The organism is Oceanospirillum beijerinckii DSM 7166 (assembly GCF_000422425.1).
Taxonomy (GTDB): domain Bacteria; phylum Pseudomonadota; class Gammaproteobacteria; order Pseudomonadales; family Halomonadaceae; genus Oceanospirillum; species Oceanospirillum beijerinckii.
In genome coordinates, this window is sequence record NZ_KE383831.1 from 96,680 (window position 1) to 112,488 (window position 15,809).

Here is a 15,809-nt window from a genome sequence, read left to right on the forward strand (position 1 = left end):
TCCGCATCCGCATCCGCATCCGCATCGGCATCGGCATCGGCGTCAGCATCCGCATCCGCATCGGCGTCAGCATCGGCATCCGCATCGGCATCCGCATCGGCATCCGCATCCGCATCCGCATCGGCATCGGCATCGGCGTCGGCGTCTGCGTCCGCATCCGCATCGGCATCGGCATCGGCATCGGCATCGGCATCAGCGTCGGCGTCGGCATCCGCGTCAGCATCGGCATCAGCATCCGCATCCGCATCCGCGTCCGCGTCCGCATCGGCATCCGCGTCGGCATCAGCATCAGCATCTGCATCGGCGTCGGCGTCGGCGTCGGCGTCGGCGTCGGCGTCGGCGTCGGCGTCGGCATCAGCATCGGCATCGGCGTCAGCATCTGCGTCGGCATCGGCATCGGCATCAGCATCTGCGTCCGCATCGGCATCGGCATCGGCATCAGCATCTGCGTCCGCATCGGCGTCGGCGTCGGCGTCAGCATCCGCATCCGCATCCGCATCCGCGTCGGCATCCGCATCCGCATCCGCATCCGCATCCGCATCCGCATCCGCATCCGCATCGGCATCAGCATCGGCGTCAGCATCGGCATCCGCATCCGCATCCGCATCCGCATCCGCATCAGCGTCGGCGTCGGCGTCGGCATCGGCATCGGCATCGGCATCGGCATCGGCATCGGCATCGGCATCGGCATCGGCATCGGCGTCAGCGTCAGCATCCGCATCCGCATCCGCGTCAGCATCTGCGTCGGCATCGGCATCGGCATCCGCATCGGCGTCGGCGTCAGCATCCGCATCCGCATCCGCATCCGCATCCGCATCGGCATCGGCATCGGCATCCGCATCGGCATCGGCATCGGCATCCGCATCCGCATCAGCGTCGGCGTCGGCGTCGGCGTCGGCGTCGGCATCGGCATCAGCGTCCGCATCAGCATCCGCATCAGCGTCCGCATCGGCATCAGCATCAGCATCAGCATCAGCGTCCGCATCGGCATCGGCGTCCGCATCGGCATCGGCATCGGCATCGGCGTCGGCATCGGCGTCAGCATCTGCATCCGAATCATCCGTTTCTGCTAAAGGATCTATCTGAGAGGGCGTTCCGCTCACTTGAGGATTAGAGTCAATCCCCTCTTGCTCAATAGTACCTTCCAGGGGAGTGATTGAATCATCAATGAAAGGTTCTGAGTTGCCGCTCAATACTTCAGATGAAGCACCAGCATCGGCAGCCCCATCGGGGGCAGGGGAATCTTCCTCCGGCACAGACCTTTGATTACCATCACTCGTATCATTACCACTGCCAACATTGACAGGGTTGCTTTCTAATCCAATGCCATCATCAAGTCCTTCTGTTCCACCAAGACTACCCTCAGTAACAGTTTGAGCGATAGCTGCAGCTTCATCTGGTGATTCAGATTGAATATTTTCATTACCAGATTCGTCACCTGCCCCAACCGCCTCAGAATTATCAATCTCGTCTTCTTCTTTCTTCTCTTCATCAGTACGACTTAAAACCGTCGCTTCATCAAAAAGAATCGCTTCATCGTTGACATTCGAGTCCTGAGTAGGTGACGTATTGTCATTATTATCGGTTGGGTCAGCCATTTTCATGCCCCTAATTAAAAAATCTAAAAATATAATTCTTTTAACACTTATGGACAGATTACAACCTGAAAACAACCCTAACCAGTTGTCCAAAGGTTATAGACCAAGCGATTAATTTTCTGAGAGGTATGATATAGATCAAAAAAGACGGGATAACCGCAAGCGGGTATATCCCGTTAAAGGTGCTCCGATCTAGCCTAGCGAACGGGTGCTTCGCTATTGGGATGCAGACGATCAGAGCGAGTAGTGCAGGGTAAAAAGATAATGCAAAAAGCAGAATCTGCCAGAGTCACTGGGTAAAGCACTCTGACAAGGCACCAGCTATCACAAGACACAAGCTGGCGTTAAGCAACGTTACACAATAAGAAAGCAATGCTTAGGGCATCAAGCTGCGGGCTTCAAAAGCCTCTATACCAGGCTTCCTTCCATTTAAACCACGCTTGATGCCATAAGTCGATCCAGCGCTTAGCTAGGGAATGAGAAACTCACACCCTCACGTACACCACTGGAAGGCCAGCGCTGAGTGATGGTCTTACGCTTGGTGTAGAAGCGAACGGCATCTGGACCGTAAGCGTGCAGATCACCAAACAGGGAGCGCTTCCAACCACCGAAGCTGTGGTAAGAAACAGGCACCGGCAAAGGTACGTTGATACCCACCATGCCCACTTCGATATGATCAGAGAAGTAACGCGCCGCTTCACCGTCACGGGTAAAGATACAAGTACCGTTACCGTATTCGTGATCATTGATCATCTGCATCGCTTCTTCCATAGAGCTAGCACGTACCACTTGCAGCACAGGACCAAAAATCTCTTCCTGGTAGCTGTTCATCGCAGTGGTCACGTTGTCGATCAGCGTCGCGCCAACAAAGAAGCCGTCTTCGTAGCCCGCAACCTGTGGATTACGACCGTCTACAACGATAGTGGCACCGTCTGCTTCAGCGCTGTTGATATAACCAACAACCTTCTCTTGGTGCTGACGCGTGATCACAGGACCAAAATCATTGCTGCTATCGCTGTAAGCACCCACTTTCAGTGGTTTCATCGCTTCTTTCAGCTTGGATACCAGTGCATCTGCCGCTTCATCACCTACAGCAACAGCGACAGACAGAGCCATACAACGCTCACCGGAAGAACCGAAAGCCGCGCCCAGCAGTTGGTTAACTGCGTTATCCATATCCGCATCAGGCATTACGATGGCGTGGTTTTTCGCGCCACCCAGTGCCTGACAACGCTTACCGTTGGCATTTGCGGTGCTGTAGATATATTCAGCAATTGGTGTGGAACCTACGAAGCTAACGGCTTTAACGCGCTCGTCAGTCAGCAGTGTATCAACAGCGACTTTGTCACCGTTAACCACATTCATCACACCATCAGGCAGACCGGCTTCTTTTAGCAGCTGAGCGATAAACAGCGTCGAGGATGGATCACGCTCAGATGGCTTCAGTACAAAGGTGTTACCACAGGCGATCGCCATCGGGTACATCCACAGTGGCACCATCGCAGGGAAGTTAAACGGCGTGATACCCGCCACAACACCCAGAGGCTGGAACTCACTCCAGGAATCGATACCTGGACCTACGTTACGGCTGTGCTCACCTTTCAGCAGCTCAGCCACACCACAAGCGTATTCTACGTTCTCCAGACCACGCTGCAGTTCACCGGCCGCATCGTGACCGATCTTACCGTGCTCTTCACCGATCATTTTGCAGATGGTGTCAGAGTGCTGTTCCAGCAGAGCTTTAAAGCGGAACATAACCGCAGCACGCTTGCCTACCGGTGTATTACGCCAAGCCGGAAAAGCAGCTTGTGCGGCTTCAATGGCTTCTTCTACGGTTGCTTTAGTTGCCAGAGCAACCTGCTTGGTTGCCAGGCCCGTAGCAGGGTTAAATACATCTTGCAGACGTTCAGCATCGGTACGGATTTCACCGTTAATCAGGTGGCCAACGATAGTCATTGTGGTCTTCTCTTTTCTATTTGTTTGCACGTTACATATCAGGGCTTAACTGACTTGCTTGCCTTTTTGGACACAAATCTGGACAAAAAAGGCAAAACCACAGCCCTTTTGAAGGCCCGTGCACACACTGGAAGCGCACGGGCATCAAATTCTGTTTTTCGTTTGGAATTAGACCGGCTTTGCCAGGATCAAGCGGCTGGTTTTAGTCCAACTCTTTGATGCCTTAATCCAGCTCTTTGATCGAGTCGCCCAGAGCGTTGATCAGACGATCAATCTCTTCCACTTCTGTGGTAAACGGCAGACCCAGTTGGATGGTATCGCCGCCATAACGCACGTAGAAGCCTTTCTCCCAGCACTTCATAGCGATCTGGTAAGGACGCAAGGCAGGTTCACCTGGAGCCGCTTCAATGGTCAAAGCACCGGCTAAACCATAGTTACGGATATCCGCGACATATTGAGTGCCTTTCAGGCTATGCAGCATCTCCTGGAATTGAGGTGCAATACTTTGTACACGCTCAATCAGCTTATCTTTCTGCAGAATATCCAGTGAAGCCAGACCCGCAGCGCACGCTACTGGGTGGGCGGAATAGGTGTAACCGTGTGGTAGTTCCAGCATGTACTCTGGACCACCGGTTTCCATAAAGGTGTCGTAGATCTCTTGCTTGGCGATCACAGCTCCCATAGGTACTACACCGTTGGTCAGCTGCTTTGCGGTGGTCATCAGATCCGGCACCGCACCAAAGGCTTCTGCACCGGTATTGGCACCCATACGGCCAAAGGCGGTGATCACCTCATCAAAGATCAGCAGGATATTGTGTTGATCACAGATCTCACGCAGACGCTTCAGGTAGCCTACCGGTGGTGGAATCACACCCGCAGAACCAGCCATTGGCTCAACAATAACAGCCGCAATATTGGAGGCATCATGCAGAGCGATATGCTCCAGCAGCTCCTCGGCCAGATGAGCGCCTTTTTCTGGCTGACCAGCAACAAAACGGTTTTCAGGCAACATCGTGTGTGACAGATGCGCGGCATCGATACCCTGACCATACAAGGCACGGTTAGGACCGATACCACCCACACTGATGCCACCAAAGTTCACACCATGGTAACCCTTAGCACGACCGATCAGACGGGTTTTACTCGCCAGACCTTTTTTACGCCAGTAAGCACGGGCAATTTTCAGCGCCGTCTCGACAGACTCGGAGCCAGAACCGGTAAAGAACACACGGTTCAGACCTTCCGGCATAAACTCAGTTACTTTGTGGGCAAGCTCAAACGACTTTGGATGACCAAACTGGAATGCAGGTGAGTAGTCCAGTTCCTTTACCTGGCGGCTAACAGCCTCAGTAATTTCAGGGCGGCTATGACCGGCACCGCAGGTCCACAGACCTGAAAGACCGTCAAAAATCTTGCGACCCTCTGCGTCGGTATAATAGTTACCCTCGGCAGAGACAATAATACGAGGATCTTTTTTGAATTCACGGTTACCAGTAAATGGCATCCAGTGGGCGTCCAGCTGAGCCTGAGTCAGGCCTGCAGGTAGCTGGCGGTCTTGATTTTGATTGTTGTTTTGCATGGGCCACCTCTGAATGGAGCGACGTTTTTTCAGTTGATGGCTGTATTGTGGTAGGTAGATTAAGTTTAATAAATTCAAAATAATTTATTCAAAGTTAACTAAAAGGTTAACTTTGAATAATACCCTCCCCCAATAGCACACCCATAGCAGCCGTGACTCATAACCTGATGAAATAGATCGCAATTTTAAAACGAGCAACCGACGGTTGATTGGATAGACCTCAGCCCTGTTACGAGGGGCGAAATGTAGTTTTGCCGAATACCTTCAGGACTCAAACCCAGAAAAGCCTTAAAAGATGTATCAATAGAACCAAATAAAAGGAGGCTTGATGCCGGTAACAGCAAAAAAGAGTAGAAACACAAAACAGCAGAAAAACTGAAAGGAAAGTAACGGTAGTTCGCCCAACAAGCCCCCACAACCCGCTAGGCTCCCTACCGGTTTATAGTTATAGTACAGATAATTTTTTAAAACTATTACACACTATTACACGTCACCATATGACACTTCGATTACCACTACTTTTTACGCGATAGCTATTCTGTATATTCAGGGGAAAACATCAAATTACAAGGCAACATATTGCTACTCCGGCACAACCCAGTAACGGCGATCGGTGATATCGGTATCTGCTGGCAGCTGGGTATTCAATAATTTAACCTCTACCCGTTCTGGCCATTGTGCCAAGGGAAACAGATGCTGCGTGACAGGATGCTGCTGCATAAAGGTCATAAAAGAACCATCATCGATCATCATTTCTAAACCTTTAGCAATGCGATCGGTCAGTACTACATTATCCTTCTTAGTAAAAAAATACATCGGGAAGGGGTAGTAGATCAGGTATTGATCGAACCAGCCTAATTTGTCCGAATTCTGGCTATGGGCGCTCACTTCAGCTGGTCCCTCATGAATGCCACGGGGGAACATATCGCAGCGAAAGTTCTCAAGCATGGCAAACATACTTTTAAAACGCGCGCTACGAATCACCCTAAACCCACCGCTTTCCAAAATATCGCTATCAGGCCAGTGCATTCCCTGGCAGATACTGCGCAAATTCAGACGTAACCAATTCACTCTTTTAGAGAAAAAAAGGCGTTCAGATTCACGTATGATCAACCCACGGTAACCCAACAGGCCTTTGAGCAATGGAATACGGATTGCCGCCAGCTCCTGCTCACGCTCCAGAGAGGTTCCCATCCAGTAAACATCAATATGCTGACCGGCTTTTAGCGCCTGCTCTGCCCTTCCCTGCTCCAGCACAAAAGGGGTGGGCTGAGCCTGAGCTGAACCATACTCTGCTGCTGTTTTATCCAACGCCTGCTGAAGTAATGCAGAGAAATAATGGTGACTGGCATCCTCTTCTGACTGAGGGCGGATAATTCTGACAATCTCCTGAGCAAAACTTTCCAGAGTAAATATCAGCAATAATGGCAACAGCCATGCTCTTACCCTGTTCCTCACTCTTCCCTGGAGTGCGCCCGAATGGCCTACTGCACTTATATGGCCTATTTTTATCATACCGCACCCTCCTCAAATCCCCTCTTAATTCAGCTTAGACCTGCAGCCCCAAAAGCAACAACATATAGACGTAGCCATGAGTGAAGAACTCTGTTAGGGTTAATGCAAATTTCAAACAACCGTTTAAACCGGAACGACCCTATGAATATTCAGGACAGAATCGAGCTGGAGATCGACCAGCATATCGCTATCGTACGTTTTAACCGCCCGGAAAAAATGAATGCCTTGGATATGCCCACCTTTGCTGCCCTGCATGACGTTCAGGAGCAGATTGCTGGCAACTCAGATATTCGAGCAGTGGTACTGACCGCTGCTGGCGAACACTTCTGCGCGGGTCTGGATGTTCAGGGTGTCATGGCCGATCCTTCTGCGGTGGAAAAGCTACTGAGCAAAGACGAGGAAAAAGGTTGGTTGGGCAACTACGTACAACAAGTGGTTGTAGGTTGGCAACAGCTGGAAGTACCTGTGATTGCAGCGCTAAACGGCTATGTCTTTGGCGGTGGTTTCCAAATTGCTCTGGGTGCAGATTTCCGCATTACTCACCCACAAAGCCAGCTGTCTGTAATGGAAATTCGCTGGGGTATTATTCCAGATATGGGAATCTCTGTGGTGGGCGCATCCATCGCCGCCAAAGATCAGTTGAAACTGCTGGCCATGACAGGCAAACGTATCTCAGGCGAGGAAGCGCAACAGATGGGACTGAGCACCCAACTGGCCGTCCACCCGGAATCAGCCGCTATCGAACTGGCCCGCACCATTGCCTCCAATAACCCTGATGCCGTAAGAGGTGTAAAAAGCCTGTTTAATGCCGAACACTCTGCTGCCACCGATAGCCTGGCCCAGGAAGAAGCCCTGCAACGCACCCTACTGTTCAGTCCAAACCAGATTGAGGCGGTGCAAGCAAATCTGCAAAAACGTGCGCCCGAATTTAAGTAACGTTTTTTGCGCCCACCTGATTCAATCCTGATCATAGCAGCATGGGAACACTCTGACCTGGCTGCTTGATTTCCCTTGCTCAACGGACTTCTCTTATCCAGTACTTCTGCACCGAATCCCCCTTCATATACGCTTCAAAACCAACAAGAGCATTTCTCTATAAGTGGTCCGATAAAAAATATCCCCGACAAAATATCCCCCACGACATTACTTAACATGTTAACCATATGATATATTGCAAACAGCACAATCAATCTGACTGAGCAAAAGCTCAGAACAGACATGCATAACATAATGAAAACCACCCAACAGAGATGACCAATAATGGCTAGCCAACTTTTTAAACAGCAGGCTTATATTGATGGCCGCTGGATCGACAGCCCTAACGGCGAAGTTCAGGAAATTTTTAACCCAGCGACTGGCGAGAAGATCGGTACCGTACCTATGCTGGGCAGCGATGAAACCCGTCAGGCCATTGATGCGGCTGAAGCGGCACAAAAAGAGTGGGCGGCTCGTACCGCACAGGATCGCAGCAGCGTTCTGCGTCGCTGGTTTGAGTTGATGGTAGAAAATGCCGATGAACTGGCCCGTATCCTGACCATGGAACAGGGTAAACCTCTGGCAGAAGCCAAGGGTGAGATCATGTATGCGGCCAGCTTTGTGGAATGGTTTGCTGAAGAAGGCAAGCGTATCTACGGCGATATTATCCCGACTCACAAACCCGATGCCCGCCTGGTTGTGATTAAGCAACCCATTGGTGTGGTTGCCGCAATTACACCATGGAACTTCCCTACGGCGATGATCACCCGTAAGTGCGCGCCAGCGATGGCAGCAGGCTGCCCGTTTGTTGTGAAACCTGCGCCAGACACGCCATATTCTGCACTGGCACTGGCGGTACTGGCAGAAGAAGCCGGAGTCCCTGCTGGTATCTTTAACGTGGTGACTGGTGACGCCATTGCCATTGGTGGTGAGCTGACCGGCAATGACAAGGTACGCAAGTTGAGCTTTACCGGCTCCACCAATATCGGCAAGCTGCTGATGCGTCAGTGTGCCGATACCGTGAAGAAAGTATCTCTGGAACTGGGTGGTAACGCGCCATTTATCGTCTTTGATGATGCGGATCTGGATGCAGCGGTAGCCGGTGCTCTGGCATCTAAATACCGTAACGCCGGTCAAACCTGTGTCTGCACCAACCGCTTCCTGATTCAGGACGGCATTTACGATCAGTTTGTGGAAAAACTCACCGCTGCCGTTAACGGATTGAAAGTAGGTAACGGCATGGACGAGGGCGTGACTCAAGGCCCTATGATCAACGCTGCGGCGGTTGAGAAAATTGAAGATCACCTGTCTGATGCCGTCAGCAAAGGTGCCACCATCACTACCGGTGGTAAACGCCACGACCTGGGCGGTAGCTTCTTTGAACCGACCGTGATCTGCAATGTTACCACCGAAATGAAGGTTGCCCGTGAGGAAACCTTTGGCCCGCTAGCTCCGATCTTCCGCTTCTCTACCGAAGAAGAAGCCATTGCCATGGGCAATGATACCGAGTTTGGTCTCGCTGCTTACGTTTACACCAAAGATCTGGGTCGCGCATGGCGTACCGGTGAGGGTCTGGATTACGGTATGGTGGGTATTAACGAAGGTATTATCTCAACCACAGTCGCCCCGTTTGGTGGTGTGAAGCAATCCGGTATTGGCCGTGAAGGCTCCAAGTACGGTATCGATGACTACGTTGAGATCAAATATATGATGATGGGTGGGATTTAAACCTCTCCCAGCAGGGATCTTGGCAAACTTCTACAGAAACTTTGCCACGCGATGGTCAATACTGGTGCATCCTTTTGCACCAGTATTGCATACGATTAACCAAAAAGGAGACCATACACATAGATCAGAGGATCACCCCTGATTCACCAACCAGGAGAAAAACAGCTCAGCATCGGGGCGTAATATTTCTCCTGCCCGCTTTACAACATAAAAGGATTCACTGGCAGGAATACGATGATCGCATAACTCCACCAAACGGCCTTCTTCCAACATTTTACCCACCATCGACGATCGTGCTAACGCGATCCCCCCGCCCGATTCAGCCAGGCTGATAGCAGAAACAAGTGTGTCCAACTGCATGCCTAGAGAGGAATCGACACGGCTTTCCCCCACCATAGACAGCCAATATCCCCACCCCTCTTCATACCCTAATACATGCAACAGCGTTTGATTCAAAAGGTCCGCCGGCTTTTCTATAACAGATTCAGATAGCAGCTCAGGGGAGCATACGGGAAAGAGCGTATCCTGTGTCAGTTTGTAGGCTTCCAGTCCTGGCCAGTGACCGCTACCCCAACGAATCTCAGCATCGTATACATCATCTATATCTTTTACCCAAAGGTTGCTGATATAGCGAATATTGATCTGAGGATGCAGCGCTTTAAACGCTTTTATTTTTGGGGCCAGCCATAGAACAAAGAAAGATAAACTGCCCTTAATTCGCACCGGCTGACGCTCTTGTGTGGAAAACAGTTCGCTGGTAGCGGCAGCTAAACGAGATACCGCATCCTGCACCACTGGCAGATAAGACTGCCCCTCCTCCGTCAGAGCTAACCCCCTGGGCAGACGTATAAACAGAGTCACTCCCACATGTTCTTCCAATAGACGTATCTGCTGACTGACTGCTCCCTGAGTAATACAAAGCTCTTCTGCAGCTCGGGTAAAGTTCAAATGGCGCGCAGAGACCTCAAAGGTACGTAACCAGTTTAAAGGCGGTAAAGTTTTCTGACTCATGAGGCACCTGCGTATTCTAAAGAATGCATAGACTAAAGGATAACAAAGCCTGAAACAAAAAATTGCATTACAGGAGCGATGACGATAACTCTCGCAGATGAGAGAATGCTTGCTGTAGGTCAGCAATCAGATCCTCACTATCTTCAATACCCACAGAAATACGAACCAAGCCTTCAGAGATACCCAGAGCCTGACGCTCTTCAAGGGTATTTTCTACATGACTGGTCGTTCTTGCCGGGCCATAGATGGTCTCTACCGCCCCCAGATTACCAGCACAGTGCGCATAGTTCAGTTGCGGTAACAGCTCAGTCACCATTGGCATACCGCCCTGCAAGACAAAACTGACAATTGCCCCAAACCCACGCATTTGTTCACAGGCAATATTATGATTCAAATGAGACGGTAAACCAGGATAATTGACCGTTTCTACCAAAGGCTCCGTTAGCAGGAACTCAGCGATCGCCAGCGCATTAGCCTGTTGCTGCCGCACCCTTAATGCCAACGTTTTAATCCCTCTTAGAATTAAAAAGGCCGAAAAAGGGTCAAGCGACGCACCATTAATCTCCCGATAGTGACGTACCTGACTGATCAAAGCCTCTGCCCCACAAGCGATCCCCCCCATAGCATCACCATGGCCACTTAAAAATTTGGTTGCACTGTGCAGAACAATATCTACCCCAAACAACAGAGGGTTCTGATTTAATGGTGTCGCAAAAGTGTTGTCCGCAATCACCAATGCCCCAACCTGTTTGGCAGCCTGAGTTAAGCGAGCAAGATCCAATATTTTAAGGGTTGGGTTGGTAGGTGTTTCCAGATAAACAACATCGCAACCCTGTAAAATTTCATGCTCAATTTCAGCATAGTTAGTGGTTTCACACAGACAAACGTCGACCCCCATACGGGGTAAAAACTCTTCAAAAATTTTATTGGTGCCGCCATAGCTATCGCGAGTTGAGACCACTCGTTTACCCTGAGATAAGAAGCTATACAGCACACTGCTGATCACCGCCATACCGCTGCTGAAGGCTACTGCAGATTGCGCCGATTCAAGCTCACACAGCTTCTGCTCCAGCGCTTCCACCGTCGGATTCGACATGCGACTGTAGATAAAGCCCGGTGCCCCCCCCTGAGCCACGTCATGCCATACATCAATATCATCATAGGCATAGGCAGCACTGGTAACAATCGGCACCTGAGTCGCACGATAAGGGAAGCTGTCTTGCTCTCCACCCCATACAACCCGGGTGCTATCACCTTTCATAACCTGGCCCGTTGTCTTTTTTTCAGTCTTCATGGATGTGATTACCTCATATCGCATTTGAAAAACATAGCAAGACAACAATGATTCGATAGCCTCCTCCCTGAGAACCTGAAAATATGATGAGCCTTGCCCTAAAAGTTTTATTCCGCTCCTTGAAATTTTCGGCATCAATATAGCGAAAACAAACAATATTCAGTAACGATGCAATACAACCCTAAGGGCATTATTTTTTAATACCTTACACCATAATCACAGTTGTATGCGATTGAAGCCAGCAGGTGAAAAGTGTATTGTTGCTAAAAATTGGCTAATTCTCTGATAAAAACCTTTTTATCAATATATAGTCAGAATAATTTGATAACTTACCTTTAAAGCAATCACAGAAGACATAAAAAAAGCCGGTATCAAACCGGCTTTTTCTGTCCTGCCTTCAACCAGTATTACTGGATGTTTTTCATCCAGGTATGAGACTCAAACCATTTACTGTAGATACGCTGGTAAGTGCCATCACCTTTAATCCGTTTCAGATAGTTATTCAAAAAGTTAACAAAGGTTACGCTGTCGTGACGTACTGCCCAGCCCAAAGGCTCATAGGTGAATGGAGTGTTGAGGTGAAATACACTCTCTTTATGCTCTGCGGCATAGATTGCGTTATAGGGCAGATCATAAACAAAGGCATCCGCCTTACCATTTTTAACCTGAAGTGCCGCGTCTGCAGAAGTTTCAAAGAGGTTCAGGGTTGCCTTTGGCAGATACTTCTTCGCAGCTTCAGCACCTGTTGTACCTAACTGAGACGAGATCGTATATTTCGGATTATTCAGATCTCTATAGCTCTTCACCACCTCTTTTAACTTAGGCGACAGCAGCACGGTCTGGCCGATTTCCAGATACGGATCAGAGAACAATACCTGAAGATTTCGCAGTGGCGTCACCGTCATACCACCGATAATCACTTCACACTTACCAGTCTGTAGAGCAGGAATAATGCCGTCCCAGGCCGTATTTACCGGTACAAACTCCACCTTCATGGAACGAGCCATATGCTTGGCAATATCAATATCAAAACCGATAAACTGGCCATTTTTTGCCTTCATTTCAAAGGGGACATAACCCGCTTCAAAACAGACTCTAAGCTCACCCGTTTCCTGAATTTTATTGATTGCAGAGTTATCTGTAGCGGCTTGAGCTGCAACAGATGTCAAAGCGGCACCAGCCAGAGTTGTGCTCAGTAACAGGTTCTTCAGTAATGTTTCCATGTAGAACGTCCTTAAAAAAATGACAAAACAAAACATTCATCAACGATGCCCCAGCCCCATAAGAGACGACCATCGTATGTTTTGCCCTGAAAAGAGTGAAAAAAGATGCGCTTTAGGCTGACGTTAGATGTGTCGATAATTGAGCAATATGCTCAGGACCGATGCCGCAACAGCCACCAATTAAGCTGGCCCCTTGCGATTGCCACTGCTTCGCCCATTCCAGATAAGATTGAGGAGTCAAGTCTGCACGTAGTTCATCCAATCCATCATTGGCCGTGGCGTCTTTTGGCTGTGGCGGGAAAGCATTGGCATAAGCACCGATTTGAATATCCGTCAGCTCCAAGTCATCCAGAGTCTTACGGGCCACGACAATCGCATCAGCAATAGTTTCTGGCTGGCTGCAGTTAAACAGGATCGCACTGACTCCGGCCCTAGCCATTGTAGTCACTGCCTCAGCTACCGTTTCACCGGAGCGCAGCAGAGGCGTCTCTGTCTGTTCAGAATCTTCCAGAGTAAAAGACAACCAAACCGGCTTATTCTGCGGGTTATGTTGATCAATAATGGTCTTGATACTGCTGGCTTCAGCAATCAGGCTTTGCGTTTCACACAACCACAGATCGATATCCGCCGATAGAGCCTCAACCAAAGGGGTCGCTATATCAATGACCTTATCGGCTTGATACAGATCAGCACGATAGGAACCAAAAAGAGGTGGAATAGAACCGGCCACCAGAACATTTTCACCACTTTCTTGTACTGCTGCACGGGCTTCTCGCGCTGCTGATTGAGCTAAAGTCTTACCCTGCTCAGCAAAACGGGTTTCACCAATGTGGAAAGGCACCAGAGCATAACTGTTTGTGGTAATCACCCGGGCACCACTGCGTATAAAGTCTTTGTGGACTTCTTTTACAATGTTCGGGGCTTCAATCATAGCCAGCGCGGACCACTCCGGTTGCTGAAAAGGGGCACCGCGACGTTCAAGCTCCCGCCCCATGCCACCATCAAGAATAGTGATGTTACAACTGCTCACAATAAGTATTCCTTAGAACTAAGGCCTAAAAAAATATAGCCCCATCAAAACGACACGGCTTTCATCTTAAGGCAATAACATAGCGCAATATATTTAGGTATATATCAAGACCAACAATACACCCGCCCATGTTAATAAAATTAAATACTTTTGTAACACATCAAAAACACTAAAAACCAACATAATAACTATAACTTTATAAATACAACGAATTAAAAACACCATCTATTAAAAAAATAGCACCTATCAATTAATATATTAATTGCAGTAAATATTGACTCTCTGTAATGGCTCAACGCTATCTTTCCAGGTGTAAAAAATACGTAAATTAGGTACACCAGTCGTGCGCCCCATATTCACTTCAGTGATAGTACTAAATGGCAATCAGCAGTTGATTTAGCAGTTTGGCTTTGACGATGACCTCAGCAGTGATATTAATGCCAACCTCTCGGAATACACCGGAATGACAAATCCGACCACTAACGCAACCGATACGGCCGGAAGATACGGGCTTTATGCAGGGAAAGTACTGTATGCTTACTTAGCCTTATACCATTAACGGTTGGTCTTTAGATTGCTCCAGGCCCGGCTTAACAAACGATCATACTTGGCACTATGCGCGGTTTGCGTAAACAGCTTCTGTTTAATCGCTTCCGGTGGGTAAAGGCTGGGGTCGTTTTTCACTTCATCCAACAGATAAGCATCTGCAGCCAGATTAGGCACCGCAAAGAAGGCATAGTTAGCAATACCCGCACCGCTCTGTCCTTTCAGTAAATAGTTAATAAACTGATAAGCCGCTTCTGGGTGAGGTGCATCTTTTGGAATCGCCATCAGATCAAACCATGCCAGCGTCCCCTCTTTGGGTACCACATACTGCAGCTGAACATTCTGCCCGGCTTCATCTGCACGCATCTGTGCCTGACCGATATCACCGTTATAACCCAGAGCCAAACAAACATCACCATTGGCCAGATCCGCAATATATTTATTGGAAGCAAACTGTTTAAAGTGAGGGCGTACCGCTTTTAACAGTGCAGATGCTTTTTTCAGATCAGACTTTTTCTCAGAATTAGGATCTAAGCCCAGATAGTTCAGCGCAATAGACGTCACTTCAGCAGGAGAGTCCAGAATACTGATACCGCAGTCGGCAAACTTAGCCGCTAGTTCCGGTTTAAAAATCAGATCCAGTGTATTGGTTGGCACATCACCGACACGGGCTTTGATCATCTCGACGTTATAACCCAGGCCCACCGTACCCCAGGAGTAAGGCACGTTATATAGATTACCCGGATCATGGGCAGTGATCTTGTCCAACAGCCCAGGATCAAGATTGCCGTAGTTACTCAACTTACTGCGATCAATCTGGGTATAGATACCCGCCTTGGCTTGTCGCTCCAGAAATGAGCCTGCCGGTACCACCACATCATAACCGGAGCCCGAGGTCATCATCTTAGCTTCCAACACCTCATTGGAATCATAGACATCATAATTGACCTTGATACCGGTTTCCTGTTCAAAGCTTTTGATCACTGCTGGATCGATATAATCCGGCCAGTTATAGAAGTTCACCACCCTCTCTTCGGCAGCAAATGCGGTATTCACCGTTATCGGGGCAACTAAAACTGCACTTAGAGCAGTCATCATCAGAGCGTTTTTTGCTCTGCTTGTTTGGTTTGTTGCTCGCACGGTTTCCGTTGCGAGTGCATTGCTTTCTTTTTGTATTGTTTGCATTGCCATGGTTTTCTCCAGCATAAGCTCGGCAAAAGAAGACTATTTCGCCCGCAGGGACAAGCAGCGAAATAGCCGAAGGAGAAACTCTGCACCTGAGACCCATACCTGGAAAACAGGGTTTAGAGTTCGAGTAGATAATTGCCTACTGGCAAGATCAAACCCTCTGTTG

General features: G+C 49.2%; 11 protein-coding genes. 3 read left to right on the forward strand and 8 right to left on the reverse strand.

Annotated elements, in window-relative coordinates; genetic code table 11:
• Positions 1 to 1,073, forward strand: a 1,073-nt coding sequence (locus H579_RS29545) for a hypothetical protein (protein WP_211224780.1), incomplete at its 5' end; no start/stop codon positions are given.
• 990 nt (positions 1,074 to 2,063) lie between these two features.
• On the opposite strand, the gene H579_RS0121995 is transcribed toward H579_RS29545, so the two are convergent.
• The 3 genes from H579_RS0121995 to H579_RS0122005 all read right to left on the reverse strand — a co-directional run bounded on the left by H579_RS0121995 (position 2,064) and on the right by H579_RS0122005 (position 6,564).
• Positions 2,064 to 3,554 (reverse strand): CoA-acylating methylmalonate-semialdehyde dehydrogenase, encoded by a 1,491-nt coding sequence (locus H579_RS0121995; protein ID WP_028302448.1) that lies wholly within the window; start codon positions 3,552 to 3,554, stop codon positions 2,064 to 2,066.
• Positions 3,555 to 3,777: 223 nt separating this feature from the next.
• Positions 3,778 to 5,133 carry an omega-aminotransferase AptA gene (aptA, locus tag H579_RS0122000; RefSeq protein WP_036567168.1) on the reverse strand — a complete coding sequence of 452 codons (1,356 nt, stop codon included), beginning with the start codon at positions 5,131 to 5,133 and terminating at the stop codon, positions 3,778 to 3,780.
• Positions 5,134 to 5,715: 582 nt separating this feature from the next.
• Positions 5,716 to 6,564: a hypothetical protein gene (locus H579_RS0122005; protein ID WP_245583344.1), complete on the reverse strand. Its 849-nt coding sequence runs from the start codon at positions 6,562 to 6,564 to the stop codon at positions 5,716 to 5,718.
• 225 nt (positions 6,565 to 6,789) lie between these two features.
• Here H579_RS0122005 and H579_RS0122010 point away from each other — a divergent pair, with 225 nt between their 5' ends.
• Together H579_RS0122010 and H579_RS0122015 are read left to right on the forward strand one after the other, a co-directional pair.
• The gene (locus tag H579_RS0122010) at positions 6,790 to 7,584 is read left to right on the forward strand and encodes a crotonase/enoyl-CoA hydratase family protein (RefSeq protein WP_036567170.1); all 795 of its coding nucleotides are present in this window, start codon (positions 6,790 to 6,792) and stop codon (positions 7,582 to 7,584) included.
• Between the two features lie 324 nt (positions 7,585 to 7,908).
• Entirely contained in the window at positions 7,909 to 9,351 is a 1,443-nt protein-coding gene (locus tag H579_RS0122015) for an NAD-dependent succinate-semialdehyde dehydrogenase (protein WP_028302452.1), read from the forward strand.
• Positions 9,352 to 9,483: 132 nt separating this feature from the next.
• Here H579_RS0122015 and H579_RS0122020 read toward each other — a convergent pair whose 3' ends face one another.
• The 5 genes from H579_RS0122020 to H579_RS0122040 all read right to left on the reverse strand — a co-directional run bounded on the left by H579_RS0122020 (position 9,484) and on the right by H579_RS0122040 (position 15,646).
• The gene (locus H579_RS0122020; RefSeq protein ID WP_028302453.1) at positions 9,484 to 10,362 is read right to left on the reverse strand and encodes a LysR substrate-binding domain-containing protein; all 879 of its coding nucleotides are present in this window, start codon (positions 10,360 to 10,362) and stop codon (positions 9,484 to 9,486) included.
• 67 nt (positions 10,363 to 10,429) lie between these two features.
• Positions 10,430 to 11,656, reverse strand: a complete 1,227-nt coding sequence (locus H579_RS27110; protein WP_036567172.1) for a cystathionine gamma-synthase family protein — start codon at positions 11,654 to 11,656, stop codon at positions 10,430 to 10,432.
• 407 nt (positions 11,657 to 12,063) lie between these two features.
• Complete coding sequence (locus H579_RS0122030; RefSeq protein WP_028302454.1) at positions 12,064 to 12,879, reverse strand: transporter substrate-binding domain-containing protein; 816 nt, start codon at positions 12,877 to 12,879, stop codon at positions 12,064 to 12,066.
• 112 nt (positions 12,880 to 12,991) lie between these two features.
• On the reverse strand, positions 12,992 to 13,909 hold the full coding sequence (locus H579_RS0122035) for a homocysteine S-methyltransferase family protein (RefSeq protein WP_028302455.1): 918 nt from the start codon (positions 13,907 to 13,909) through the stop codon (positions 12,992 to 12,994).
• A gap of 555 nt (positions 13,910 to 14,464) precedes the next feature.
• On the reverse strand, positions 14,465 to 15,646 hold the full coding sequence (locus tag H579_RS0122040; protein ID WP_245583345.1) for a polyamine ABC transporter substrate-binding protein: 1,182 nt from the start codon (positions 15,644 to 15,646) through the stop codon (positions 14,465 to 14,467).
• Positions 15,647 to 15,809: the final 163 nt, after the last annotated feature.

What these genes read in the sequence shown, in the direction of transcription:
- H579_RS0121995 (WP_028302448.1), bottom strand. Translation starts at nt 3,554, where the DNA reads ATGACTATCGTTGGCCACCTGATTAACGGTGAAATCCGTACCGATGCT.
- aptA (WP_036567168.1), bottom strand. Translation starts at nt 5,133, where the DNA reads ATGCAAAACAACAATCAAAATCAAGACCGCCAGCTACCTGCAGGCCTG.
- H579_RS0122010 (WP_036567170.1), top strand. Translation starts at nt 6,790, where the DNA reads ATGAATATTCAGGACAGAATCGAGCTGGAGATCGACCAGCATATCGCT.
- H579_RS0122015 (WP_028302452.1), top strand. Translation starts at nt 7,909, where the DNA reads ATGGCTAGCCAACTTTTTAAACAGCAGGCTTATATTGATGGCCGCTGG.
- H579_RS0122020 (WP_028302453.1), bottom strand. Translation starts at nt 10,362, where the DNA reads ATGAGTCAGAAAACTTTACCGCCTTTAAACTGGTTACGTACCTTTGAG.
- H579_RS27110 (WP_036567172.1), bottom strand. Translation starts at nt 11,656, where the DNA reads ATGAAGACTGAAAAAAAGACAACGGGCCAGGTTATGAAAGGTGATAGC.
- H579_RS0122030 (WP_028302454.1), bottom strand. Translation starts at nt 12,879, where the DNA reads ATGGAAACATTACTGAAGAACCTGTTACTGAGCACAACTCTGGCTGGT.
- H579_RS0122040 (WP_245583345.1), bottom strand. Translation starts at nt 15,646, where the DNA reads ATGGCAATGCAAACAATACAAAAAGAAAGCAATGCACTCGCAACGGAA.